At 62.2% G+C, this 24,201-nt stretch carries 13 protein-coding genes; 12 read left to right on the top strand and 1 reads right to left on the bottom strand.

What is annotated here, in order from left to right; genetic code table 11:
- Window positions 1-112 precede the first annotated feature (112 nt).
- Both PLJ71_06930 and PLJ71_06925 read left to right on the top strand, forming a co-directional pair.
- Window positions 113-1,054 carry an alpha/beta hydrolase gene (locus PLJ71_06930; protein HQM48405.1) on the top strand — a complete coding sequence of 314 codons (942 nt, stop codon included), beginning with the start codon at window positions 113-115 and terminating at the stop codon, window positions 1,052-1,054.
- Between the two features lie 199 nt (window positions 1,055-1,253).
- Complete coding sequence (locus PLJ71_06925; protein HQM48404.1) at window positions 1,254-2,186, top strand: PmoA family protein; 933 nt, start codon at window positions 1,254-1,256, stop codon at window positions 2,184-2,186.
- Between the two features lie 26 nt (window positions 2,187-2,212).
- Here the strand turns inward: PLJ71_06925 and PLJ71_06920 are convergent, their stop codons facing one another.
- A complete protein-coding gene (locus tag PLJ71_06920; protein ID HQM48403.1) occupies window positions 2,213-3,562 on the bottom strand; it encodes a right-handed parallel beta-helix repeat-containing protein in 1,350 nt (449 codons plus the stop codon).
- 237 nt (window positions 3,563-3,799) lie between these two features.
- On the opposite strand from PLJ71_06920, the gene PLJ71_06915 reads away from it, so the two are divergent.
- The 10 genes from PLJ71_06915 (at window position 3,800) to PLJ71_06870 (ending at window position 24,155) form a co-directional block, all read left to right on the top strand.
- Window positions 3,800-4,828, top strand: coding sequence for an aldo/keto reductase (locus PLJ71_06915; GenBank protein HQM48402.1), 1,029 nt, complete (start codon window positions 3,800-3,802; stop codon window positions 4,826-4,828).
- A gap of 61 nt (window positions 4,829-4,889) precedes the next feature.
- Window positions 4,890-9,311 (top strand): SUMF1/EgtB/PvdO family nonheme iron enzyme, encoded by a 4,422-nt coding sequence (locus PLJ71_06910; protein HQM48401.1) that lies wholly within the window; start codon window positions 4,890-4,892, stop codon window positions 9,309-9,311.
- A 51-nt stretch (window positions 9,312-9,362) separates the two neighbouring features.
- Window positions 9,363-12,635: an SUMF1/EgtB/PvdO family nonheme iron enzyme gene (locus PLJ71_06905; GenBank protein HQM48400.1), complete on the top strand. Its 3,273-nt coding sequence runs from the start codon at window positions 9,363-9,365 to the stop codon at window positions 12,633-12,635.
- A 1,235-nt stretch (window positions 12,636-13,870) separates the two neighbouring features.
- Window positions 13,871-14,191 carry a hypothetical protein gene (locus tag PLJ71_06900; GenBank protein ID HQM48399.1) on the top strand — a complete coding sequence of 107 codons (321 nt, stop codon included), beginning with the start codon at window positions 13,871-13,873 and terminating at the stop codon, window positions 14,189-14,191.
- 52 nt (window positions 14,192-14,243) lie between these two features.
- Entirely contained in the window at window positions 14,244-15,245 is a 1,002-nt protein-coding gene (locus tag PLJ71_06895; protein ID HQM48398.1) for a dihydroxyacetone kinase subunit DhaK, read from the top strand.
- A 47-nt stretch (window positions 15,246-15,292) separates the two neighbouring features.
- Window positions 15,293-15,901, top strand: a complete 609-nt coding sequence (dhaL, locus tag PLJ71_06890) for a dihydroxyacetone kinase subunit DhaL (GenBank protein ID HQM48397.1) — start codon at window positions 15,293-15,295, stop codon at window positions 15,899-15,901.
- Complete coding sequence (gene lsrF / locus PLJ71_06885; protein ID HQM48396.1) at window positions 15,894-16,787, top strand: 3-hydroxy-5-phosphonooxypentane-2,4-dione thiolase; 894 nt, start codon at window positions 15,894-15,896, stop codon at window positions 16,785-16,787. Before dhaL ends, lsrF begins: the two co-directional genes overlap by 8 nt.
- Before the next feature lie 66 nt (window positions 16,788-16,853).
- Complete coding sequence (locus PLJ71_06880) at window positions 16,854-17,516, top strand: hypothetical protein (protein HQM48395.1); 663 nt, start codon at window positions 16,854-16,856, stop codon at window positions 17,514-17,516.
- Between the two features lie 157 nt (window positions 17,517-17,673).
- Complete coding sequence (locus tag PLJ71_06875) at window positions 17,674-21,738, top strand: SUMF1/EgtB/PvdO family nonheme iron enzyme (protein ID HQM48394.1); 4,065 nt, start codon at window positions 17,674-17,676, stop codon at window positions 21,736-21,738.
- A 575-nt stretch (window positions 21,739-22,313) separates the two neighbouring features.
- Entirely contained in the window at window positions 22,314-24,155 is a 1,842-nt protein-coding gene (locus tag PLJ71_06870; protein HQM48393.1) for a c-type cytochrome, read from the top strand.
- Window positions 24,156-24,201: the final 46 nt, after the last annotated feature.

Raw genomic sequence — 24,201 nt, 5'->3', positions numbered from 1 at the left:
CACAAATGGCAAGACGATACCATCTCCGGTAAGATCTTAGATGGCGCGATTCGCCTCATTGACAACATGTTTTCTCCGCGTAAGAATAAACCAAAGCATCCGGAAGGGCGAAATGAACAACAGACGCTCCGTATTGAGGCGCATCATCTTTTGGTCCGGCCTGGTGGCCGTCTTTGTCTTCGTGGGCGTTGTGTGGGCCGGGATTCACGTCTACCGCACGCTGGAGACGGAAGGGCAGTATTTCGATTCGAACGGGGTGCGCCTGCATTATATCGAACAGGGCGCCGGTTCCCCCGTGATCCTCCTGCACGGTTTCGGTACTAACGCCGCCGGGAACTGGATGGTCACGCGGGTGCTTCCGAAACTCGCCGGGGAGCACCGCGTCATCGCCCTTGATTTACGCGGCCATGGCCGCAGCGGCAAACCCCACGACCCCAGCCAGTACGGCATCGAAATGGTGCATGACGTCGCGCGCCTCATGGACCACCTCGGTATCGAGCGGGCCCATGTCGCCGGGTATTCTCTGGGCGGATTTGTCGCCCTGAAATTCGCATCCGTGTACCCCGAGCGCACGTTGAGCGTGGCGCCCTGCGCTTCAGGATGGGCCGAAGGCGCCGAGAAGGAACTCGGGTTCTTGAAGGAATTGGGCGCTGCGCTTGACAAGGACTCGAGCCTTACCCCGTTGCTGCAGCGCCTGCAGCCTCCTAACGAAGAGTATAGCGAGGCCCGTCTGCTCACCGTTAACCTTGCCATCTCGTCGATCAACGATCTGACCGCGCTCGGAGCGTTGCTCCAAAGCGCGGACGGGTTGATGTTGACACGGGATGAGCTCGAGGGCATCACGGCGCCTGTCATGTCCATCGTGGGCAGCCGCGACCCGTTTAAGGAGTACGCGGAACAGATGGAAACCGCCTTGCCGCGAACACGGCTTGTCGTTATCGAGGGGGGCGACCATTTCACCACGATTACGAGGCCGCAATTTGAACAAGCGTTGGCAACATTTCTCGCGGACCCCCTCAAAGGCGGGAGGGCAGCGCCGGAGTCGATGCTCTAGTGTTCCGGCCACGTCGAAGAGTCCCGTGTTTGACAGTCTTCCGCAGGGCTTCGAAAGCCGCTTTCTCAATGCTTTTGTTTTGAAACAACGATGGGACCCGCGACAGCATAGGCTTACCGGCCCTTGCCGGGTTGCGGCCCGCGTGCGCCCTTGGGCAATATAGGCCGGGGTTCGGCCTTTACGGGAGGGAGGAGATCCCATGCGAACCGTCAGCCATGCGGTCCCTGTTGCCTTGGCCATTCTTCTTGTGTTCAGCGGGGTCCACACGCTGGCACAGGAAGCCCAGCCGCTCACGGCCGAATTGAAGGGTCAGCAGGTGGATGTCTCCATAGATGGCGTTCTTTTCACCAGCTACAAATTCTCCCATGACCAGAAATACCCCTATTTCTGGCCAGTCATCGGGCCGGCGTCGGGCAAGTCGGTCACGACCGAGACATCCGAGCCCTATCCGCACCATCACTCGCTTTTTCTCGGATGCGACAGGGTGAATGGCGGGAATTATTGGCAGGACGTGAACGAACGCGGCCAGATTCTCTCGCAGGGTCCCGAGATTGTTGAGGCAGCAGGCCAGCGCGTGGTGATCAAGGACGAGTGTCTGTGGCAGCAACCGGGCCAGGACCCCGTAATCCGCGACACCCGCACGATCACCCTATCCGCGCCTGACAAGGCCACGCGCATCATCGATTTCGAGATCACACTCAATCCGCTTGTGCATATCACGATCGAGAAGACCAACCATTCCTTGTTCTCGGCGCGGATGGTTCCCGAGCTGAGCGTAGCGTCCGGCGGCACACTCGTCAACGCCGAGGGGAAAACGGCCGAACAGGGCACGTTTGGCGTGGAGTCTCCCTGGTGCGATTACTACGGCGCGCGCGACGGGGTGACCGAGGGCTTGGCAATTTTCCAGCACCCCCTCAACCGCTGGTATCCATCCAAATGGTTTACGCGCGATTACGGCTTCTTTTCGCCCACGCCAATGTTCTGGCCGCAGGGGGATTTCACGGCGCTTCCCGCGCGCGAGCCCCTTACCCTGGCCTACCGCGTAGTCGTCCACGCCGGCGATGTGAAGGCGGCCGGGATCGCGGACCTCTTCGGGGCATACAAAGCGGCCGCACTTCGCCGCGGGCAATAAGCGGGTCTCACCGCCTCATTTCGCCCCTACGCTTTTCGGTTGTCCTGAATCGCGGTCGCAAAACCCTCGATCCGGTTGTCCACGAGGGTGTTCTCGCCGCACTCTTCGCCGAATCGTATGCCCGCGCGCGAGGCGGGTGACCGGGTCTCGAGGATCTCGTTTCGGGCAAGCGTGTTTCCGGCCGTGACGCCTTGGAAATCGACCGCCGCGCCGTCCTCGGGACCGTTGTTGACCAGCCGGTTCTCTTCGAGCTGGTTCCCGCTGGCCGTGAACCCCTCGCCGCGTTCGGGCCGGAACAACACGCCTGTTTCGCCGCTTCCGGAGATTTCGTTCTTGCGGATGACGTTGTAGTGGTCGCGGTGGCCTATGGACAGGCCCTGTCCGCTATTGTCGAGCATCTTGTTGTTTTCCGCGAGGCCGTAGTGCACTCCCCAGCAAAAGAAGATGCCGATCTTGTTCCGTTCGACCCGGTTATTGCGTATCAACGGGCGTTGGGAACCCGACCCCGGATGCATGCCCAGGTCCGCATTGTCGTGGCTGTAACAGTCTTCGACCACGACGTCATGACAAATCTGCCAGCTTATCCCGTCGCCGTTGTTGTTGCGGCTCTCGACGCCGCGAATGATGATGCGGCTGCAATCCTGAAACCAGAGATTCCCCGCATAGTTCCCGTCCAGCGGGGCGTTTGCTTCCTTGTTCCCGTCGAGAGCCAGGTTCTCGATCGCCATGTTCGCCTTCTCTTCCGCGGTTACGAGGGGAAACAAGGTCGAGACCGAGGGGGCCTTCATCATCCAGACGTTATTCCGCAGGGCACGGTCCAGCTTGAAGCGGTTCCCGCTCCGCCCCACCAGCGTACGCTTGATCACCTCTTTGCCACTATCGTGGGGATTGTCGGCCTTGATGCATATGCCGTCGCCAACCTCGAACCCCGTTGCGTCGGCCAACGTGATTTCCTGGTCAAACCAGTCCGAATCCGCTGCAATGGTGGTCTCCACGGACGGCTCTTTCACAAGCAGGGTCTCCGTCCCGTCGCCCAAAAGACGCACATTTGAGGGAAGGTAGACGGCGTTTCGCATGCGGTAGGTGCCCGCCAGGATGTGTACTGTACCGCCGCCCAGCCGCGCCACGTAGTCCGCTGCCGCCTGGATGGGTTTTTCGGATTCGCCTGCGAGGTCCGCGCCCCGGTTTCCCACGGTGATGGTCACGCGCTGTTCCCAATCCGGTTCGATGATGGTGTCGCCCGAAGTCGCGCGCGGCAATTTCACCTCCGGCATGTCCGCCGCGGCGGCCCACCGGCTCAACCCCCATCCCGCAATCGCCCCCGAGGTCACGCGCAACATCTCGCGCCTGTTCAGATTCTTCCTGGCCGGTTTCATGACGTTTTCTCCTGAAGGTATGCTTTCACGCGATGTCTCATAGTGCATGAACGCGATGCCCTGGCGCAACGCGCTTGGGGCGGTTGGGCGTGGCGCGCCGCGTGGCACGGACAAACAGGGACGGGAATTGCGTCTCAGCAATTGCCTCCGGGCCGCGGAGGATACAAGAGAGCTTTTCGCAACGCATACCTCCGTTGGCTATAATCCGGGCCGGTCCAGGGTTCGCGGGAAACCCGCATGGATGAAAAACAGGGGAAGAAAGTCATGAGGTACTGTGCGCTTGGAAAGTCCGGCATCAAGGCCTCGGTCATCGGTATGGGAACGTGGGTGACGGGCGGCGGCATGATCTGGGGCGAGAATCCAGACGACGCGGAGTCTATACGAGCCATACACGCCGCCCTCGACACAGGCATCACGCTCATCGACACCGCTCCTTCGTACGGGCGGGGACGCAGCGAGGAGGTCGTAGGAAAGGCCATTCGGGACCGGCGCGACAAAGTGGTGCTGGCTACAAAGTGCGGGCTTCTCGTGGACGACGCCCGCGGTTCTTTCTTTGCCGATTTTGACGGGCACAAGATTTACCGCAGCCTGCAGCCCCATACCATTCGGGAAGAGGTTGAAAAGAGCTTGCGCCGGCTCCAGACCGACTTCATCGACCTGTACCAGACGCACTGGCCTTCGGCAGAGCCCGTGAAGACCCCCATCTCCGAGACCATGGCATGTCTCATGGACCTGAAGGACGAAGGGAAGGTCCGGGCCATCGGCGTATCGAACGTGAGCCTCGGCGAACTGAAGGAAAATGACTCGGAAGGCGAGTTAGCCGCTTGCCAATTCCGTTACAGCATGCTGGCCCGCGGCGCCGAGAAAGATATACTTCCATTCTGCCTCAAACACACTATCGCCACGCTCACCTACATGTCTCTGGAACAGGGCCTTCTGACCGGGAAAGTCGGCATGGACCGCGAGTTCAGTAAGGACGAGTTCCGAAGCGATACAGGCTGGAACCCCTGGTTCGCTCCGGAAAACCGCAAACGCGTTCTCGACCTTCTTGCAGGTTGGAATGAGCTGACGGTCAAGTATCGTTGCACGCTGGCCCAATTGGTGCTTGCGTGGACCCTTCGGCAGCCCGGCGTGACCCATGTGTTGGCTGGCGCCCGGAAAACCAGCCAGATCGAGGAGAACGTGGCGGCCGCCGGACTTCACATCGCCGCCGAAGACATCGACCGCATCCGGCGCGACGTCGTCGCCCTTGGAACGCCGTCCTGACGACATAGCATCATCGGTCTTTGACGACGCCACGAAAACAGAGAAGAAACGGAGCTGTACCATGCGCCTCGTGTATGCCAGTGCTCTTGCGGCTCTCGTATTGCTGGTCCCGGGAGTTTCTGCCGCAGCCCAAGAGGCCGCAACCGGAGACCCCGGGGGGTGCCTTCTGTGGTTTGACGCCATGGATGTTGACGGCGACACTGCGCCCGACGCATTGGCAGGAGGTGTCCCCCTGGGTGCATGGGCAAGCAAAGCCGGCGGCCACACCGCCGCACAGCCCGAAACATCCCTGCAGCCGGTTTACGAGGATGCACGCGTCACGGGCTATCCTGCGCTAAGGTTCCAGGGTACGCAGTGTCTCGTGACAGGATTCGCGGCGGATTGGTCTGCCGCGGACTGGACCGTATTTGCCGTGGCGACGATGGACGCTAGCGCGCCCGACAACTACCGCGGGATCATCGGCAACCGGTTCGGGCCCGGCGATGCCCGCTGGTGGACTCTCGGGACGAAAGGCGACGGTTCGGCGTATCTCGAACTGGCCGCGGGCGTGGGCGTCCATACCCAGCTGCGGTTGGCCGATTCAAACGCGCATCTCTACACCATTATCAAGCGGGGCCACGCGTTTCAACTGTACCAGGACGGCGCGCTCCTGGGCTCGGCCGAGATGGACAATGTGGGCGCGTTGGATAACCAGTTCCGCGTGGGACGCTGGTATGGCGCTGACCAGGGATGGATAGGCTGCATCGCGGAGATCCGCATGTATAACGGTGCATTGGAGGATGAAACGCGCGCCGCCCTCGAGAAGGACCTCCTTTCCAAATGGGAGATCGTTCCGCCCCCCGATATCTATTACAAGCAGGCGACATGGACCGCAACCATGTCCGATGCCCGCACCCGCCTCCTTACCTTGGCGTCGGGGGAGGGTTCGGCGTCGCGGCGTGATTGGCGCGCCTGCGTGTGGGAACGCCTTCGCGCGGATTTCCCGGCGGAAACGGGCGCGATGGCAGCCGCTGCGGGAAGAACGGGATGCCTCGAGTGGTTCGCGAACCGCGATTCAAACGAACTCGAGCGCGTGCTCGTCGGCCAGGCAGGAGAGGCTGTCCAGCGGAAGGCGGATGCGCTGCTTGCAGCCGGAGCGCCTGCGGGTGACGTGCGGTGGCTCGAGTTGCTTCAGGAAGCGGCCGGGGTCCGCGAACGATTCGCGCAAATCGCGGCGCAAATCGACCGGATTAACCTGCACGCGTTTCGCATGGCCGCCGAAGACCTCGAGCGAACATTTCCCGAAGCCTATCCCAACGGGATAAAATATCTTGAAGAAATAGACCGGTACGCAGCCGAAAAAGAAAGCCTGGCCACAGCGCTTCAGACGTTCGATATGGCCGCCTTCGAGAAGGCCGAGGCGTTTCTCGCGTTCTACCGCGGCGCGCTGCTCGAGAATCCCCTGCTGGATTTTGACAGACTCCTGTTTGTACGCAGGGGGCTTTCGAGTCCTTCCCTGGGCCTTGTGCAGAATTGGCAGAGCAACTGTGCTTTGCCCAGGACGGGCTTCGACGATGAAATCGCCGTGCTAAGCCCTCCGGCGCCAGGCGGAGGCGTCTCAACGCTCTACCGTCCCGCAGGCCCTGTTTTTGTGGGCGATGTAGACCTGCACTTCGACGCGGGCCGCATGCTCTTCTCATCGATCGGCACGAACAACTGCTGGCAGGTATTTGAGATTGCCATTGACGGGTCAGGACTGCGCCAAGTCACCCCAGGCGACCAGCCCGATGTGGACAACTACGATGCGTGTTATCTGCCCGATGGTGACATCATCTTTTGTTCGAACGCTTTTTTTGCGGCCGTGCCATGCGTTAACGGCAGTACCCGCGCGGCCATGCTCTACCGGATGCGCCCAGACGGTTCGGGTATCCGCCAATTGTGCTTCGATCAGGAACACAACTGGTGCCCGACCGTGCTCGACAACGGCCGGGTCATGTACCTGCGCTGGGAGTACACCGACACTCCTCATACCCACGACCGCGTATTGTTTCACATGAACCCCGACGGCACGGAGCAAATGGAGTATTACGGGAGCAATTCCTACTGGCCGAACTCGCTTTTCTATGCCAAGCCGGTCCCGGGCCATCCCACCCAGTTCATGGGCATTGTGAGCGGGCACCACGGCGTGCCGCGCATGGGCGAACTGGTGCTTTTCGATCCCGCCCGGGGCCGGCGTGAATCCGCCGGGGCCATCCAGCGCATTCCCGGCTACGGGATCCCCGTGGCATCCGACACCAACCCGAAATACGACTCGACGCTTATTCAGGACAACCTCGTCGACAATTCGTGGCCCAAGTTTCTCCATCCGTTCCCGCTCAGCGCCAAGTACTGTCTCGTGTCCTGCAAGCCCACTCCCGAGTCGCTGTGGGGCATCTACCTCGTCGACGTCTTCGATAACATTCTGTTGCTTCAAGAGGAACCCGGTTACGCGCTGTTTGAGCCTGTACCCGTCCGCAAACGTCCAACGCCTCCGGTCATTCCTTCCAAAGTGGACCTTAACCGCAACGACGCAGTGGTCTATCTCGCCAATGTGTATCAGGGCGGGGGGCTCGATGGTATTCCTCGCGGCGCGGTGAAATCGCTGCGTTTGTTCACCTACCACTTCCTCTATCCCGGGATGGGCGGCCCGCAGGCCGTCGTCGGCATGGAGGGACCGTGGGATATCAAGCGCATCATGGGCACGGTGCCGGTGGCCGAGGACGGCTCGGCCTATTTCCGTGTGCCTGCCAACACGCCTATCTCGGCGCAGCCGCTCGACGAAGAAGGCAAGGCGCTGCAACTGATGCGAAGCTGGTTTACGGCCATGCCCGGCGAGGTATTGTCCTGCGCCGGTTGCCACGAGAGCCAGAACACCGCGCCGCCCGCGAAACTCGCCCTTGCCGCGAGACGATCTCCCGCTGAGATCAAGCCGTGGCATGGTCCCTCCCGCGGCTTCAACTTCCTGCGCGAGGTGCAGCCCATCCTCGACAAATACTGCGCCGGCTGCCACGACGGCTCACGGGATTCCATTCCCAACCTTAAGGAGCGCGCCTACATCACCGATTACACGAGCGTATTTCATAGCGGGGGCCAGGACGCGGGCCATTTCTCGGTGTCCTATGTTGAATTGCACCGTTTCGTGCGCAGGCCCGGCCTCGAGAGCGACTACCATTTGCTGACGCCCATGGAGTTTCATGCCGATTCGACCGACCTGGTGCAAATGCTCGAGAAGGGCCATCACGGCGTGCAACTGGACGCCGAGGCATGGGACCGCCTGATCACGTGGATTGATCTGAACGCGCCGTTCCATGGGACCTGGCACGAGATCGCGGGCCAGGAGCGCGTCGCAAGTCCCGCGCAACGCCGCCGGGAACTGCTGAAGCTCTATGCGAATATGGACCAGGATTTTGAGGCAATTCCCGAAATCCCCCGCGAACCGGTTCAGACCATCATTCCGCCGCAAGAAACACGCGCGCAGGCGCCCGAGCCGGTATGCCCGGGATGGCCATTCGATGCTGCGGAAGCCCGGCGCCGACAGGCTGAAGCCGCGGGCACCCTGCGCCTGGCTGCGGACGGCGCGGAACCCCCCGCCCAACAAACCATCGAGCTCGGCAATGGCGTCGCGCTCGAATTGGCCTTGATCCCCGCCGGGTCGTTCGTCATGGGCTCGTCCGAAGGTTACCCCGATGAAACGCCCGAAACCGCCGTAGTCGTCGGCGAACCGTTCTGGATGGCGCGTACCGAAATCACCAACGCCCAATTCGAATCCTACGACCCCACCCACGACAGCGGCGTCGAAAGCCGGTTCTCGATGCAGTTCGGAGTCCGCGGATTCTACGTGAACGCTCCCGGCCAGCCCGTGGTGCGCGTTTCCTGGGACGAAGCCATGGCCTTCTGCGAATGGCTGAACGCCAAGACGAGCCGCTGCTTCACGCTACCCACCGAGGCCCAGTGGGAGTACGCCTGCCGCGCAGGCTCGGCCGAGGCCTTCTCGTTTGGTCCTCTGGACGCCGACTATTCACTGGACGCCAACTTCGCGGATCAGAAACTCCGGGAGTTTGTGTGCCATACGTACAAGAAAGAGCGCGAGCCGTGGCTCCACGCCAGCAAGTACGACGATTGGATCCCCAAAGACCTGCGCTTTAACGACGGCGGATTCTTGTCCGACGGCGTGGCCTTGTACCGCCCCAATCCGTGGGGACTGCACGACATGCACGGGAACGTCTGGGAATGGACGCGCTCAGTGTACCGGCCCTATCTCTATGACGAAAACGACGGACGCAACGCACCTGACGTTGAGGGCGAGCGGGTCGTGCGTGGCGGCTCGTGGCGTGACCGGCCCATGCGGGCGCGCTCGGCCATGCGCCTGGCATACCGGCCTTACCAGCGTGTCTACAACGTGGGTTTCCGGGTGGTGTGTGCCGTGGACAAACCCGTTCAGGCCGCGAAACGTGTTTCGGAATGATAGCCCGATTCCCGTGCGGCCGGGCCGGGTCCAATGGGAGACGAGGGCAGCATGCGTAGTCTGACAATGGCGTTGATCATCAGTTGCGGGCTTACTCTCTTGTATCCGCTGCGGGCGTATCCGGCTTCCGAGGGACGGTCTCCCGCCGAACGGTTGCGGGAGTTCAATGGCGAAGCCCTGCGACTCGCGCTCGAGGATCTCTCCCGCGAGTTTGGCGAGCGCTATCCCGAGGGCCCATCCTTCCTCCAGGCGCTCGCTCGCTACGAAATCTGGGCCCGTGAAATCCGCGATGCGGCCAATCTCAGCGAGCGCGGCGGACTGTGGGGCTGGCAGGCCAACGACGCCAGCGTGCAGGCGCGCGTGGACGAGATTCTCGCGTTTCAACGGAAGGCCCTTCTTGCCAATCCTCTGCTGGATTTCGAGCGCATTGTGCTCATCAAGCGCAGCGAAGCGAACCTCGGGCTTCCCATGAACTGGGAGAGCAACTCGAGCATTTCGAGAGACGGCATCGACAACGAACTCTGCATCCTCTCGCTCGACGACCTCGATGCGGACCCCGTGACTCTCTACAAACCCGAAGGGGGACGGTTCGTGGGCGACGTGGACCTCCATTTCGACGGCTCACGCATGCTCTTCTCGATGCCCGGCGAAGACCGGCGCTGGCAGGTATTTGAGATCGCCGCTGACGGGACCGGCCTGCGCCAGCTTCCGCTAATCAGCGAACCCGACGTCGACAACTACGATGCCTGCTACCTGCCAGATGGCGCCATACTGTTCACTTCGACCGCCTGCTTTATCGGCGTCCCGTGCGTGACGGGCTCGTCTCACGTGTCTCATCTCTACCGGTGCGAGGCAGAGACCGGCGCTATCCGCCGTCTGACTTTTGAACAGGACCACAACTGGTGTCCGGCCGTTCTCAACAACGGACGCGTTCTGTATCTTCGCTGGGAGTACTCGGACCTGCCGCATTTCGCGTCGCGGATACTCTTCCACATGAATCCCGACGGCACCAATCAGGCCGAGTACTACGGCAGCAACTCGTACTGGCCCAACGGGCTGTTCTTCGCCCGGCCCGTGCCCAATCATCCCACTATGGCGGTGGCGGTCGTCAGCGGCCACCACGACGTGCCGCGCATGGGCGAGCTGGTACTTATCGACCCCGCCCGGGGCCGCGCTCAAGCCAAGGGCGTAATCCAACGCATACCCGGACGCGGCAAACCGGTCAACCCGGTGATTCTCGATGGGCTGGTGATGAACAACTGGCCGAAGTTCCTGCATCCTTATCCGTTGAGCGACAAGTATTTCCTTGTTTCGTCGAAGCCAACCCCCGAGTCGAGGTGGGGCGTATACCTCGTTGACGTGTTCGACAATATGACGCTGATCAAAGAAGCCGAGGGCTGGGCGCTGCTCGAGCCGTTGCCGTTGCGGGCGACGCCGGCGCCTCCGATCATCGCCCCGCGCGTGAACCTTGCTGACCCCGAAGCCACCGTGTATCTCACCGACGTCCACGCCGGCCCCGGCCTCGAAGGCGTTCCCCGCGGCACGGTCAAACAGTTGCGCCTCTTCACGTATCATTTCGCCTATCACGGCATGGGCGGGCAGGTTAACCGGGTAGGTCTCGATGGCCCATGGGACATCAAACGCGTCCTGGGCACGGTTCCGGTCGAGTCTGACGGAAGCGCCTTGTTTCGTGTGCCCGCCAACACGCCCATTTCGATTCAACCGCTCGATGCCGGCGGTAGAGCGCTCCAGTTGATGCGAAGCTGGTTCGTGGGCATGCCGGGCGAGGTCGTTTCGTGTGTGGGCTGCCATGAACCGCAGAACAGTACTGCCCCTTCTCGAAACACGCTCGCCGTTCGGCGGCCGCCCACCGCGATCGCCCCCTGGTACGGTCCCACGCGCGGCTTTTCGTTCATACGCGAGGTGCAGCCGGTCCTGAACAAGTATTGCGTTGCATGCCACGACGGCAGCGAGGGTCTTCCCGATTTCCGCAACGCCCCGGCCGTACACCCGCCCGCCGGAGACGAAGCCTACGCCAAAGGCACTACGTTCTCGCCATCTTATCTGGCGCTCCGCAGTTACGTCCGCACAAGCACCATGGAAAGCGATATGCACCTCCTCACCCCCTGCGACTTCCACGCCGATACCACGCGCCTCGTGCGGCTCTTGTCGAAAGGCCACCAAGGCGTCGAACTGTCCCCCGAGGCATGGGACCGGTTCATTACCTGGATCGATCTCAATGCCCCCGCGCACGGCACCTGGCATGAGATCGTGGGCGGCGAGCTGGTCAATCACCAGCGCGACCGGCGGCGCGACATGCTGAAACGCTACGCGGGCATCGACGAAGACCCCGAGGCTATCTACGACCTTACCGCGCTCCTCGATGCGTCCGCCAGCGCGGACCCCGCGAGCGTCCCGCCACAGGAGCATCGGACTGCGGCGGACGTTGCGTCCGCGGAGACCCAAACGCCGGATACCCCCGTTCCCGGCGGGACTCGGGTCAGCGCACTCGCGCCGGGCGTGGGTCTCGAATGGGTCTTTGTCCCCGCCGGCGCCGTCAGGCTCGGAAGCGAAACGGGCCACCTTTCCGAACGTCCCGTGCACGAGGTCGCCATTCCACGCGGCTTCTGGATGAGCCGGTGCGAAATCACCAACGAGCAGTACGCGGCCTTCGATCCTGCCCACGACAGCCGTCTCGAACACGGGGATTTCCTACAGTTCAGCGTTGAGGAGCGCGGCTACCCACTTAACGGCCCCACGCAGCCGGTGGTCCGCGTCTCGTGGGACGAGGCCACGCGTTTTTGCGAATGGCTATCCCGGCGCACGGATGAAAGGGTGATGTTGCCCTCGGAGGCCGAATGGGAATACGCCTGCCGCGCCGGAACGACGACGCCGATGTGGTATGGGGAGACCAGCGTCGATTTTGCCCAGTTTGCGAATCTGGCCGACACCCGTTTGTCGCAGATCGATACGTTCGCTCCCTGGGGCCTGCCTTCAGGCGCCCTGTACCCCTACCGGCCGGCCGTCAACGAGGTGGACGACGGCTTCCGCGTATCGGCCCCGGTCGGCTCGTTCAAGCAAAACCCGTGGGGGTTGTTCGACATGCACGGCAACGTGGCCGAGTGGACCCGCAGCGCGTGGCGCGCCTATCCGTACGACCCCGGCGACGGGCGGGAGACCCCTGAATCGGGCGAGAAACGCGTCGTGCGCGGCGGTTCGTGGTACGACCGCCCCGCCGAAGCCGCATGCGCCTGCCGCTACGCCTACCACCCCTGGCAGAAGGTCTACAACACCGGCTTCCGCGTAATTGCCCGGCGGCCATGACCCATGCCTTCGTTTTGAGAAATCCGCGCCCTCGCCGGTCATGTGGCTTGGACGGTGTGGACGTGGCAGGCGTCCGAACGCCCTCTTGGGACATATCCGCTTGGGGCATGCAGGATTTGTGGTGGCGAGGTCAAAGAATCGCTCTTTAGACGGTCATGTTTCGGGCCTTCAGCCCTCTTGTTTCTATTGGTCCTGTTCCCTGGCCCTTCAGGCCAGGCTGGTATGTTTCGGGCCGTTGGCCCTCTTGCCTGCGCAGGTTGTGCAGGTTTTGTTTCCTGGCCCTTCAGGCCAGGCTGGTATGTTTCGGGCCTTCGGCCCTCTGGGCTGGGCAGGTTGCGCAAGTCCTGTTCCCTGGCCCTTCAGGCCAGGCTGGTATGTCTCGCGCCGTTGGTGCTGAGGAGGAGGAACCCACCCTTCGGCTGTGGCGGGGTCTCCTGACCCAGCCACCCCTGCGACCGAAGGTCTCCGACACCGAAAGGACCAATGCCGCGAGGGTGTGTGTACGCCCGTGTCCCTATCTGACCGGGGCGCAGCCCTGGCGGGCTGCGGCGATTCAGTGGCCGGTTGGAAAACCGGCCCTCCGTTGCGCGGACCCCGGGACGGACCCCGGAAGAGTTACAAGGTACGTGACCTCTCCGCTGTGGCGCGGCCTCTTGACCAAGCCCCCCCCTGTGGCGCGTCTTCCAATCCCTTCACACGTTCACACTCTTCCACGCTCCCGCGCATTCGCCGGGGCCAATCTGTCCCTTCCGTCTGCTCGAAGAGTGCGGGAGAGCCGCCTGCGCTTCGGAGCGCGGCGAAGGCCGCCTGTGGAAAACTTCTCTTAAGTACAACTGTGTCGCGCGTTTGACACTACCCGGCGTCCTTGTTATTCTCATTCGCGCATATTCGATTCGCGTTCCATATTTGGGCTTTTTCTGCAACCGGGCAGCTTCTCTATGGCAGTGGCGCATGACAGAACCAAGAGCCATGTCCCGATTCCTGATCGGGCCCGTATTCTCATGAAGCACCTCCCGAAGTGTCCAAACGCCTGGATATCACTAGTCTATCCGGACACAGCGATTCTCCCGACGAAGACGTCCGGTGCGTCGTCGCTGGTTCGCCTGAGCAGGGCTGCGCGAATCGCGACCCCGCCGCCCAACATTCATTCGTGTCACGGCGGCAGGGATATGGATTGATATAGAGGCCTACGGGTCTCGCGGAAAACCACGTTACATCAAAGGAGGACACAAACGATGGCAGGCGCTGTATTTCACCATTTTGGCGTACCCACGGCGAAGCGGGCCGAAAAAGAAGAGTATCTTGAAGGCGCGAAGGTCTACATCACCAATGCTGCCGAACACCCGTTTCACATCGAGTTTTTGCGTTTCGAAAAGGACAGTCCCATGCATCCGGCCGTTCAGAACAACTGCCATATCGCGTTCATGGTCGATAATCTTGACGAGGCCATCAAAGGCCGGAACGTGATCGTCGCGCCGTTCGACGCGACCGAGTCCTTGCGCGTGGCTTTCATCACGGACGGCGACGCGGTGCTCGAGCTGATGGAAGCCAGGTAACGGGTCCGGCAGACGGAATAAGCGGAACAAACCGAAAGGGGTAGGACCAGTCATGCCAATGAAGAAATTTGTTAACGATCCCGATAACCTCGTCAACGAACTGCTGGCGGGTTTTGTGCTGGCCAATTCGGGCAAGGTGGCGCTGGCGGGCAACAACCTCGTGGTGCGGGCCCATCCGAAACCCGCGAACAAGGTTGCGGTGGTTACCCTCGGCGGGAGCGGTCACGAGCCGGCCCTGAGCGGCTACGTGGGCGAGGGCATGCTCGATATCAGCGTTCCGGGAGAGATTTTCGCGGCGCCCGGGCCGCCGCGTGTGTTCGAGGCGCTCAAACTGGCCAACCGCAAAGCAGGCGTGCTGCTGGTCGTCCTGAACCACGAAGGCGACGTCATGACCGCGAACATCGCCATGGAAATGGCCGAAAAAGAGGGGCTCAACGTCAAGCAGGTCCTCACGCACGAGGATATCTCAGTGCCGTCGCGGCAGGACCCGAAAAACCGCCGCGGTCTCGTGGGCTGTCTGCCGGTGATCAAAGTCGCTGGCGCCGCCGCTGAACAGGGCAAGCCGCTGGACGAGTGCATCGCCATCGCGGAACGCTTGGAGCGCAACATGGCGACGCTGGCCGTGGCCGTGACCGGCGCCACGCATCCCTCGACCGGCGGCATCATCGCGGAAGTGCCCGAGACCGACATGATCGTCGGAATGGGCCAGCACGGTGAAGCCGGCGGCGGACAACAATCGCTCAAGAGCGCCGACGAAACGGCCAAGATCATGATCGATGCCCTCTGCAACGACCTCGGCGCGAAGTCCGGCGACGACCTGTTGGTCATGATCAACGGCGTCGGTTCGACAACGCTCATGGAGCAGTACGTGGTGCTGGGCGGCGTGAAAAAGGCGCTCGACGCCAAAGGCATCAAACTCGCGCGCGCAATCGCTGGCGAGTTTCTGACCGTGCAGGAAATGGGCGGCTTCCAGATGTTTGCCGCGAAGATGGACGACGAGCTGCTGGCCTTGTGGGATGCCCCCTGCAATACGCCGGCCCTGGTCGTGAAATAGTGTCCGGGACGCCTGTTGCGATGGTGGATTACAATCGATTGGTAGCCATGGTACGTGCGGCCGCCGCGCAAGTCCGCGCGAATCAGGAGCTTCTTTCGAAGCTCGATTCGCACGGAGGCGACGGCGATCACGGCACCACTATGGCTCGTGCGATGAACTGTATGGAGAAGGCTGTCGAGGACGATCAGTCCTCGTCGCTCCAGGAGCTGTTGCGGAGCATCGGCTGGGCCGTCATGGGCGTCGACGGCGGCGCGACGGGACCGCTCTTCGGCACGTTCTTCATGAGCATGGCCGACGCGGCGGCCGGGAAAGACGCATTGGACGCAAATGGTCTTGCCGCCGCATTTGCGGCGGGACTGGCGGGCGTCCAGAAGCGCACCCGCGCCCAGGTTGGCGACAAAACCATGCTTGACGCGCTCGTGCCCGCTGTCGATGCCGCACAGGCGGCCGCCGACGCCGGCGGCTCGGTCAAAGACATGTTGCGAAGCGCGTCCGAAGCCGCGCGTGACGGCGCCGAACGCACGAAATCGTTACAGGCGCGCTTTGGACGTGCCAAGAACATCGGAGAGAAGAGCATAGGACAACCCGACGCCGGGGCTTCCTCGGTTTCGCTGATATTCCAGGGGTTCTTAGAAGGAGTGACCACACATGCCTGATGCTGACAAGAAGACCGACGACAAGAACAAGAATTTCGGAATCGGGATTCCCCAGGAAACGCCCGGTTTCTTTCTCAAAGGCAGCGCCCACCTCGAATGGGGAATGAAACACCGGCTCGCGCGCATCTTCAATCCGAAGAGCGGCCGCACCGTGATGCTGGCTTTCGACCACGGATATATCATGGGACCGACCTCCGGCATCGAACGCATCGACCTCTGCATTCCTCCGCTGACCGAGCACGTCGACTGCCTGATGTGCACGCGCGGGGCGTTGCGTACCTGCATCCCGCCCGAGACCGACAAGCCGGTCGTCATGCGCTGCAGCACCGGCGCCACCATTCTCAAGGATCTCAGCGACGAGGTGATTGGCGTGTCGGTTGAAGATGCGCTGCGTATGAACGCTGCCGCGGTGACCACCCAGGTGTGCATCGGCGCGACACATGAGCGGGAAACCCTCGAGAACCTGGCATACCTTATCAACGAGGGCAACAACTACGGCCTTCCCACGCTCGGCGTGACCGCCGTGGGCAAAGAACTCGTGCGCGATGCCCGCTACCTTGGCCTTGCCTGCCGCGTCATCGCGGAGCTGGGCGCGCATTTCGTCAAGACCTACTATTGCGAGCCCGATTTCGACGAAGTGGTCGCGGGATGCCCCGTTCCCATAGTGATCGCGGGCGGCAAGAAGCTCCCCGAATTAGAGGCTCTCGAGATGGCTTACAAAGCGATTGACCAAGGCGCGCTCGGCGTCGACATGGGCCGCAATATCTTCTGTGCCGACGATCCGGTCGCCATGGTGCAGGCCGTCCGCAAGGTGGTGCACGAAAACGAAAAGCCCGACAAGGCCTTCGACTTCTACGAGACCTTGAGACACGAACGCGCGAAATAGCGTTGATTGCGGATACGTTGAGATTACGAGGCGCAGTGCCTGAACCCAAGCAGGAGGAACCGGGCGATGACCGATATGACCAGGAGACAACTGATAGGCGGCGTTGTGGCGGGAGCGGTAATGTCCGCGGCCGGCGGCAGCGCGCGCGCAAGCGAGGTGAAAATGCCCAATAACAAGGATTTCTACAAAGCCGATGGCACGTTCAACGTCGAGGCCGCCAAGGAGGCCTATTACGACATGATGCGCCGTTTCAACTACCCCATTGTCGACCGTCTCAAGGGCGATGAGTTCTGGGCGATCGATTTCGGTCTGGGCAAGTTCACCGAAGTGGGCATGGCCGGCATCTTCTGGATCAACAACAAGCAAGACGACTATTTCGGCCATGAAATCTACCTGTTGCCGGGACAGATGATTCCCGAGCACCGTCACATGAAGACCGAAGAGGCGCGGCCTAAGATGGAAGGCTGGCAGACCCGTTATGGCTTCGTCTGGACGTATGGCGAGGGCGAACCCCACCCGGGCGACGTCGAGCGCATCCCGCCCAGCCACCGCGAACTCGCCAAGGCCCGCTGCGCCACAAAAGTCATGCCTGGCGAAGTGACCTGGCTGCCCAAGGCCGAGCAGTGGCATTTCATGCTGGCCGGCCCCGAGGGCGCCATCGTGACCGAGTACGCGTCGTATCACGACGGCGCAGGGCTTCGGTTCACCCTTCCGAACGCCAAGTTGTAGGAAAGAGTCCCGTGCAAGCGGCGGGGCGCCGCCATATCCCGAAACACGGCGGGCCCCGTCTTGCGCGATGCATCGAGGACAGGTTTGACGAGCGAGTGAAAGCGGCCCGGCAACGAGCACTGTTGCGCCGCCGCAAAACAGAAGGACATCGAGAGCCGTGAGCTACCCTCAATCCAATATCCTGCGTGTGGGCGCGTTTCTGGCGTGCATAGCGTGCGCGGCCGTAGCACTTGCCGGTGAAGGCGCGCCGCTTTATGCCAAGCGCGATACATGGCCCGAGACCATGACCGCTGCCCGCGCGGCGTTTCAGGCAGCCGGCGACAATGCGGCATACGATGCTGGCCCGTGGTATACCACAGGCGCGCTCAAGGCCGATGGATTTGCCCAGGCGCTGTTCCCCGAGCAGGGCGTTGATCTGCAGGCCAGGACGGCCGACGACAAGCGGGTATGGGTGGCGCAACCCGGCTGGAAGGACGGCGCGGTCATCGATCTTCCCGGCGGCGACTCGCACTCGACGTATCTTTTCCGCACCATCACCGCGGCCGCGCCGATGCAGCTCATGGCCTTCTTTGGCAGCGATGACGGACTCGAGGTCTGGTTCAACGGCGAGAAGGTCATTTCGAACGATGTGCCTCGGGTGGCCGCTCCCAACCAGGACAAAGCCGCGCTGTCGTTCAAACAGGGCGAGAACAAGGTCCTCATGAAAATCTTCAACCGCAGCGGCGGGCATGCGTTCTATTTCGCGGTCACCGACGAACGGCTTGACACCATCTGGCGCCAGATAACCGCCGATTTCCCGCTGCAGACTCAGTGGTTCGAGCAGAGTGCCGGCGGCGATGGGCCGCTCTACTGGTTCCGCACCGCCGGAGACATGGCCACCGAGGAACGCATCGTAAATGACGCATTCGATCGTCTGGGCGACCTGGCATCTGGTCTCAAGAACGAGGCGGCCAGGCTGAAAGAGGAGCAAGCCGCCGCCAACGACCCGCGCTGGCTGGCCCTTTTCGAGCGCGCGCGTCTTGCCGCCGGGAACGCCGAACTCCTGAACCGGGTCAATTTTGAAGCGTTGCGGCGCGCGGTCGCCGATCTCACGGCAGCCTATCCCGGCGAGTACGCCGATGGCGAGGCCCTTGTCAAACGCGTTGCCGAGATGGACGCGGTTGCCGGGAAGGCGCGTCAAGCCATCCTCGATGCTCAACCGGGCGCGGAAGCCGCACTTGGCGAGACGGCCGCCCAAGCGACCGCGTTGCAGCGCGAGGCCCTGCTCGCCAATCCCTTGCTCCATTTCGAGCGCCTGCTGCTGGTCAAACGGGGGGAAGGCAACATGGGCCTTCCGCAGAACTGGCAGGGCAACTGTGCGGTTGCACGCGCCGGGTACGACAATGAAATCTGCGTCATGAACCCCGTGTCTCCGGATAGCGCACTCACGACCTTCTTCAAACCCGAGGGGCCCGTATTCGTGGGCGACGTCGACCTGCATTTCGACGCCAGCAAGATGCTCATCTCGATGCCCGGTTCGCAAGACCGCTGGCAGATCTGGGAAATACGCGCCGACGGTTCCGGTCTGCGCCAGGTTACCCCCGGAGACCAGCCCGACGTCGACAACTACGACGCGTGCTACCTCCCGGACGGCCGGATCATCTTCGCGTCTACCCGCTGTTTCCAGGGCATTCCATGCGTGGGCGGGGCCGACGCCGTGGCCAATTTCTGCGTCATGAATCCCGACGGCACGGGCATCCGCATGCTCTGCTTCGACCAGGACCACAATTGGTGCCCCACGGTGCTCAACAATGGCCGGGTGCTGTTCTCACGCTGGGAGTATTCGGATACGCCGCACTACTTTTCGAGGCTCCTTTTCAATATGAACCCGGACGGCACCAACCAGATGGAGTACTACGGCAGCAACTCGTTCTGGCCCAACTCGATCTTTTATGCGCGGCCGATCCCGGGTCATCCCACCAAGATCATTGCTATCGTATCCGGCCATCATGGCGTTGCGCGCATGGGCGAACTCGTAGTCTTCGATCCTGCCGCGGGCCGTCACGAGGCCGACGGGGCGCTACAGCGGATCCCCGGCTACGGCAAGCGTGTGGAACCAATAATCGTCGACCAACTGGTCAATGATTCGTGGCCGAAATTCCTGCACCCCTATCCCCTGAGCGACAAGTACTTCCTGGTGTCGTGCAAACCCGCGCCCGATGCTCTCTGGGGGATCTATCTCGTCGACATCTTCGACAACATGGTCCTTCTGAAAGAAGAGCCGGGGTACGCGCTGTTGGAGCCCGTCCCGTTCCGCGCGACCCCAACGCCTCCCGCGATCCCCGACAAGGTGCGTCTCGATTCGAAAGACGCCACCGTATACCTCGCTGACATCTACCAGGGGGACGGCTTGAAAGATATTCCTCGCGGGACGGTCAAGAAGCTCCGCCTTTTCGCCATGCACTACACCTATCCCAAGATGGGCGGCCACATGCACATCGGCGTCGAAGGCCCGTGGGACGTACACCGTATTCTCGGCACCGTGCCTGTCTTCGACGATGGCTCGGCGGTTTTCACTGTCCCCGCGAATACTCCCATTGCCGTGCAACCGCTTGACGACCGCGGGCGCGCGCTTCAGGTCATGCGAAGTTGGTTCACGGCCATGCCGGGAGAGATTCTCTCGTGCGTCGGCTGCCACGAGAAGCAGAACATGGGGCCGCCCGTCACGCGCACGCTGGCGTCGCGCACGCGTCCCGCGGCTATCGAACCGTGGTACGGCCCTGCGCGGGGGTTCAGCTTCAAACGCGATGTCCAGCCGGCGCTTGACCAGTTCTGCGTGGGTTGCCACAACGGGCAAGAAGGACGCCCCGACTTCGCCCGCAAAGATCAGAACGGGTGGAACAACTTCACCCCCTCATACCTTGCACTACACCCCTACGTGCGGCGCCCGGGACCCGAGAGCGACTACCATCTGGCCACGCCCATGGAATGGCACGCGGACACGAGCGAGCTGATCCAGATGCTCGAAAAGGGCCATCATGGCGTGAAACTCGATGACGAGGCATGGGACCGGCTCTACACCTGGATCGATCTCAACGTTCCGGATCACGGCACGTGGCATGAGCATCGTCCCATTCCGGGCGAGTTCGACAAGCGCCGCGCCGCCATGCTCGCCGCCTATGCCAACCGCAGTGAAGATCTCGAGGCTATCCCCGAAGGACTCGGCGCGCCGCGCGAATTCATGGCGCCCGAACCGCCCGTCATGCAACAGAACGCCGCAGTCCCTGTCGACGGCTGGCCGTTCTCGAACGAAGATGCGCAAGCCCTTCAACGCGCCGCGGCTGGCGCCGTCGCCGCCGCCGATGGGCCGTCCGAACCGCAGCGAAGAACCGTCGACCTCGGCAACGGTCTCACCATGGATTTCGTTCTCATCCCCGCCGGCGAATACGTTATGGGCAGCGCGGCCGGGGCCATCGACGAACAACCCCCGTCCGCCGTGACCATCGGGCAGCCCTTCTGGATGAGCGTCACGGAAGTCTCAAACGCACAGTACGCGTGCTTCAATCCCGCCCATGATACCGGAACCATCGATCAGCACAATAAGGACCATACCCGGCCCGGCTACCCGGCGAACCTGCCCGAGCAGCCCGTCGCCCGCGTTTCATGGGACGAGGCCATGGCCTTCTGCGAATGGTTGACCGGCCGCGCTGGCGCTCCCTGCACCCTGCCGACCGAGGCGCAATGGGAATGGGCATGCCGTGCGGGCGCCGATACCCCGTTCTTCTACGGCGGCATGGATGCGGATTTCTCGGGCTTCGCCAATCTCGCTGACCTGTCGGTCAAACTGCTGGCCGTCGCCGGTATTGATCCTCAACCCATCGCTAACCCGAGCCCGTACGAGGATTTTCTCCCCAAAGACGCCCGGTTCGATGACGGTGAGCGCATCGTGACCGGTGTCGGCAAATATCAGCCGAATCCCTGGGGATTGCTCGACATGCATGGGAACGTCGCCGAGTGGACCCGCACCTCGTTTGCCGCGTACCCCTACGCGGAGGATGGGCGTAACGACCCCATTTCGCGCGACGACAAGGTCGTTCGCGGAGGGTCCTGGCTTGACCGGCCCTACCGTGCCACTGCGTCGTTCCGGTTGCGATACAAGCCGTATCAGAAGGTTTTCAATGTAGGTTTCCGCGTGCTCATGTCCGTTGACGGCACGAACCCCGTCAACATCGCGCGAAAGTGACCAGCAACGCCAAGAGAGCTGGAACGCGGCGGCTCGTGGTACGACCGGCATTGCCGGGCAAAGGCCGCATACCGGCTCGCACACAAACCCTGGCAGCGGACCTTCAATGTGGGGTTCCGCATGGTCCTGTTCGGCGAACCCGAGGCGCAACATGCCAAAGACCGGTCGCATCGGACGCCCAAGGCCCAGGGCGAATCTCAGGGATGAGCAGGCGGCCCCTTGCATAGTACTGGTATGAAACGCGCGGGCTTCGAGGCCTGCCACGACGACAAAAGGCGCGTTCTTCCCTTGTTTGGCTCACTCAACGGCAGACCAGGGATATTTCGGCGCAAATTGGTGTTTAACCTCTCGAGAAACTCCCCTGGGAGGGCTGTATGCAGGGTATACGGGAATTGTCCTGTTCTCGGGGGTATGCAGTTAGAATCTCGCCGAAGAAATCGGTACAATGAGGGTTCAACCGATGCCGCGGCCGGCAAAACCGCCCCGTATCGTGCCGGCGTGGTGTTGCGGCCGCGTTTTTTGGACAAAGGTCAGTGCGCCGGGTAAAGCTGGGCGCCGAACAGGGGGACCGTGACATGACGAAGGCGACGATCTGGCAGCGCGGGTGTGCGGCCGTGATAGTGATTGCGGGATTGACGGCCGGCATCGCATTCGCGCAGGAATACGTGTCGCCGTTGTGTGTGGCGGTGAGTCCCGAGCAGACCACGCTATATGTCGCTGCACACACAGGCAAGCAGGTCATAGTACTGGGGCTGGAGAACAATGCAGTTGCCGCCAGCTTTCCCCTGCCGGATTCGCCCACGGGGCTCTGCATTTCCGCTGACGGAACCGCCCTTTACGTGACCATCGGCGCGCCCAAAGGCGCTCTGCTTGTGATGAACCGTGCCGACGGGGCGGTCAGAGCAAGCATTCCCCTCGGGCATACGCCGGTTTCCCCCGTCGCAAGCCCCGATGGGAGGTTTGTTTACGTCTGCAACCGTTTTGACAACAACGTTTCCGTGATCGATGCCGCCGCCAATGCGGAACTTGCGCGAATAGCGGTGCCTCGCGAACCCTTCGGCGCGGCTGTTACTCCCGATGGGAAATGGCTTTGTGTGGCCAACCACCTTCCTGTGGGCCCCTCCGATGGCGACTACGTGTCCGCGAACGTCTCGATTATCGACACAAGCGCGAAGAGCGTCGTCACGAACATCGTGCTCCCCAATGGCAGCACCGGTCTCCGCGGCATTGCCGTCTCGCCCGATGGCGCATATGCGTACGCTACCCATCTTCTTGGACGCTACCAGCTTCCTACCACGCAACTGGAGCGTGGCTGGATGAATACCAACGCGCTGAGCATCATCGATATCGCCGGCCAGAAGCTGTTCAACACGGTTCTGCTCGACGACGTCGACCTGGGGGCCGCCAATCCGTGGGGGGTGCTGGTAAGCGCCGACGGCGCCTGCGTCTGCGTCTCTCACGCGGGCACCCATGAAATCAGCGTGATTGACCGCGCTGCGATGCACGACAAGCTCACCAAAGTCGCCGCGGGCGAGCAGGTGTCCGAAGTGTCCCGCGCCCCCGGCGATGTCCCCAACGACCTCGCATTCCTGGTCGGCATGCGCCGCCGTCTCAAACTCAAGGGCAACGGCGCCCGCGGGATCGCCATGGCCGGCACGAAAGTCTACGCGGCCGAGTATTTCACCGACAGCGTCGGCGTGGTAGACGCGAATCCCGAGGCTCGTCCCGCCGCCGCGTCCATACCCCTGGGAGCCAGGCAGGAAATGACGGCCGTGCGCAAAGGCGAGATGCTGTTCAACGACGCCGCCCTGTGTTTCCAGAACTGGCAAAGCTGCGCCAGTTGCCATCCCGACATGCGCGCCGATGGTCTGAATTGGGACCTTCTCAACGACGGCATGGGCAATCCCAAGAACAGCAAGAGCCTCCTCTTGTCGCACAAGACGCCGCCGGTCATGGTCACCGGCGTGCGTGATAAAGCGGAGACGGCCGTCCGCTCGGGCATTCGCTTCATCCAATTCGCCGTGCGTCCGGAGGAGGACGCCCAGGCGATCGACGAGTATGCAAAGGCCGTTACCGCGGTGCCGAGCCCATACCTGCAGGACGGTGCGCTCAGCGAAGCCGCCAAACGCGGCGAAGCTCTCTTTCAACAAGCGGGCTGCGCGGCGTGCCACCCCGCGCCCTTGTACACCGATCTGCAGCTTTACAACGTGGGTACCGGGAAGGACCGCGAAGTCGACACAAAATTCGACACGCCAACGCTCATCGAGGTCTGGCGGACCGCCCCGTATCTGCACGACGGCCGGGCCGCGACCATGCTCGATATGCTGAAGCGTGAGGATTCGGGAGCGCAGCATTATCCCGCCGGTTTGACGGACGAGCAACTCGCTGATCTCGCCGTATATGTTTTGTCGCTCTAGCACTCGTATGAAGTCTTGACGGATAGAAAATGGCGCCCGGTTCTGC

This window comes from Candidatus Hydrogenedentota bacterium, assembly GCA_035416745.1.
In the GTDB taxonomy this organism is placed as follows: Bacteria; Hydrogenedentota; Hydrogenedentia; order Hydrogenedentales; family SLHB01; genus UBA2224.
The sequence above is the reverse complement of the archived record's forward strand: the minus strand, read 5'-3'. Positions and strand labels throughout refer to the sequence as shown.